Origin of the sequence: Paenibacillus mucilaginosus 3016 (genome assembly GCF_000250655.1) — a bacterium.
GTDB classification, from domain to species: domain Bacteria; phylum Bacillota; class Bacilli; order Paenibacillales; family NBRC-103111; genus Paenibacillus_G; species Paenibacillus_G mucilaginosus.
The window spans coordinates 4,704,311-4,707,248 of the sequence record NC_016935.1 but is presented as its reverse complement, the minus strand read 5'-3'; the positions used below and the strand labels follow the sequence as shown (position 1 = coordinate 4,707,248).

At 57.8% G+C, this 2,938-nt stretch carries 3 protein-coding genes; 2 read left to right on the top strand and 1 reads right to left on the bottom strand.

Going from position 1 to position 2,938, the window contains the following annotated elements:
* Positions 1-179: 179 nt before the first annotated feature.
* Both PM3016_RS19775 and PM3016_RS19770 read left to right on the top strand, forming a co-directional pair.
* Positions 180-905 carry a PadR family transcriptional regulator gene (locus tag PM3016_RS19775; protein ID WP_014370665.1) on the top strand — a complete coding sequence of 242 codons (726 nt, stop codon included), beginning with the start codon at positions 180-182 and terminating at the stop codon, positions 903-905.
* A gap of 53 nt (positions 906-958) precedes the next feature.
* Complete coding sequence (locus tag PM3016_RS19770; protein ID WP_014370664.1) at positions 959-1,291, top strand: antibiotic biosynthesis monooxygenase; 333 nt, start codon at positions 959-961, stop codon at positions 1,289-1,291.
* A 286-nt stretch (positions 1,292-1,577) separates the two neighbouring features.
* Here the strand turns inward: PM3016_RS19770 and PM3016_RS19765 are convergent, their stop codons facing one another.
* Entirely contained in the window at positions 1,578-2,930 is a 1,353-nt protein-coding gene (locus tag PM3016_RS19765; protein ID WP_014370663.1) for a DJ-1/PfpI family protein, read from the bottom strand.
* Between the last annotated feature and the right edge of the window lie 8 nt (positions 2,931-2,938).

Below are 2,938 nucleotides of genomic sequence, written 5' to 3'. Positions count from 1 at the left end.
GCCGTCTCCTGTGGAGGCCTTAACGGAGTTCCACCTTGTTGATCAAGACCCGCTCTTTCCTGCGAGGCAGGTGGGGCGGGTTTTTGACTTTCGAAAAGGACTTACGAAAAAACAATTTGACTCAATACGATATATCGTTATAAGATAACGATATATCGTATTGAAGGAGTGGATTCCACATGAGATTTTACGATCACCGGTTTCACCAGGGCCGTCACCCGGGGCGCCGACGCCCGGACCCGGAGCACGGTTATGGGGAGATGGACCTCAGACACCGTCACGGCGGATTCGGGGGACGGGGCGAAGGCAGACGGCGGTTCTTTGAGCGCGGGGAATTCAAATTCGCCCTCCTGGAGCTGCTGGCCACGGAGCCGATGCACGGCTATCAGCTGATCAAGGCGATGGAGGAGAAGACCGGCGGATTGTATACCCCGAGCGCCGGTTCGGTTTATCCCAATCTGCAGCTGCTGGAGGACATGAAGCTGATCGGCTCCGGCGAAAGCGACGGGAAGAAGCTGTATCATATCACCGACGAGGGCCGGACGTTCCTTCAGCAGCGAGCCGAAGAGGAGACCGAACGGGCGGAGACCCGCTGGGAGCATCCGGGACGGCACGGCGGCAGGCACGGGCAGCACGGAAGACACGGACACGGCCGGGGCGGCAAGCATGAGCTCCGCGGCCTCATGAGAGAATGGTCCGAAGTCATCTACCTGATGGCAAGAGCCGCGGAAGCCGCACAGGAAGCTCCATCCTCCAAGGAGGCAGTCCGGTTTCAGGAACTGGTGGCCGGCTTTCAGGAAGGCTTGAAGGATCTGTTGGCTTCTGTGCCGGACGCCCCTGCGGATGATCCCGGCTCTTCACAGGCGGCACCGGATTCGCCTGCTGACGACAAGCCTGCCAATTGACCCAAGGAACGCAGTCCTGCCTGACACCCACTAGCCATAAGGAGGCATTTTCGATGCTTATACAAACAAGAACGATAGTTGTGCAGCAAGGTAAATCAGACCTGATCCTGGAACGTTTCTCCAAGGAGAGCCCCATGGATGCCATGGAAGGGCTGATCGACAAAATCATTATGGTGAATCGAAAGAAGCAGGAAGAGACGGAAGAAGTCATGATCATGATCCGCTGGAGGTCCGTGGAGGACTGGAAGAACTGGGAGAAGAGCGACGCCCATATTCAAGGCCACCGCAGCGGCAGCGGCAAAACGAAGCCGGAGCACATCCTGAGCGTCACGGTGAACATGTACGAAGTAAAAGGCGTTCGGGAAGGGCAGAAACCGGCCGTTTAGACCTGGCCGCCGACAGTTTGTTTGTGCAGGGTTTGAAATGAAAATGAAATCGGAACGGCCGCTTAACGCAATTCGTTAAGCGGCCTTTTTTTGAACTATAAGAATTTTTATCTCGCCGGGGCTCGTTCCTGTCATCGAAAGTGAGTAACGCAAAGAAGACTCTTCTTCCAGGTAGAATGGGAGGGAGCGTCTTTTTTCGATGATAGGAATGGATATCTCATCCGGGCTCGATTCGCTGCGAAGGGTTGGGGCCGAAAAGCTCTATTCCCGCCGCTTCTTCTCCTGCTCACCTTACCGGAGCCAGCCATCGCCGGTCCACATAGACCGCCAGGATGACGGAGCAGGCCGTGACGGCCAGCAGCATCGCGGCAGGCTCGACGGGGAAGGGCTTCCCCTTCAGCCGAAGCGAGTCCGCCCGATACTCGAGCCGCTTGGCCGCGAAGGCAGCCGTTGTCTTGTCCTCCAGCAGAGCCAATTGTTCAATCGGCGCTTCCATGACATATCTGGCGGGGGAGCCGCTATGCAGGTACAGCGGTTTCGGCTGTTTCGGATGGTCCTCCCAGCCAGACGCAGCTTCTGCAGCCAATACGTGGGCCTCCGTGCCGGCGATGATCATCTGATTGAGCGGGGGCGCATTCCCTGTCTGATACCTGGCAACCAGGGTCAGCCCATGCCGCGACCGGACCGGACGCCCCGAGCCGGAGACCGTCAGCGTGTTCGCCGTCCCGGAGGCATCGAACGTATCGAAGACCGAGGCCAGCGCCGTCTCCTCGATCCCGTCATACAGTAGCGCCCCGATCTGCCGCTGCTTCCACTGATAGGCGAAGTTCAGCATGAATACGGCATCTTTCCAACCCACAGACCAAGGGATCATGGCCGGATCGCGGACAAAATGATAGGTAGGATAATTCATTTCCCTTGCGGCTAGCAGAGCTTGATCTTCACCGATGTGTCTGCCGATCACATACAGCACCGCGTCGATTCCCGAGGTAATGCCGGCCGACGTGACGATATTCCCGCTGACAACGTACCTCTGATTCCGGATCCAATGCGTATCGGCATATTCGCGTTCCAGCCTGTCGATATCCGCCCAGAACGTTGCGGCGGACCGGCCCTTGAGCAGACCGGCATCCGCCAGATTCTCGGCTCCCGTGCAGATGCTGATCAGCGTCGTATCCCGGCCTGCGTGCCGCTGCAGCCATTGGCGCGTAGGCCGATATTTTGTTTCGTCCATGAAGGGAATGGCCGGGACCACGATCATGGCGGGACTCCCGCCAAGCAGGGTATCCAGTTCCTCATACGTGTAGTGGGGCAGGATGTGAAGCCCGCCGGATAACGTCTTGACTCCGTGGTCCGGGGCGACCGCATAGACATTGAAAGCCTGGGTGCGGGCGAACAGCTCATAGCTCTCCATAAAATCCATCACTTCCGTCACCTGGCTGCCCAGAACGACGGCCACCGTAGGCTTGTGCGGATCATGTTCCGCCACCTGAACTTTCGGCCATGGACCCACGGGCTTATGGGAGTCGGTCATCCATTCGTTCATGTTCATATACGTGCCCACCATGCCCGCACCCGCCACACAGACTCCTACAAGGAACGAGCAGACAAAAAAACGGAACCCTTTTTTCCATAACAATGCCTTCC

Bases quoted from the DNA above. Each gene is read 5' to 3' on its own strand.
- PM3016_RS19775 (WP_014370665.1), top strand. From the start codon at position 180: ATGAGATTTTACGATCACCGGTTTCACCAGGGCCGTCACCCGGGGCGC.
- PM3016_RS19770 (WP_014370664.1), top strand. From the start codon at position 959: ATGCTTATACAAACAAGAACGATAGTTGTGCAGCAAGGTAAATCAGAC.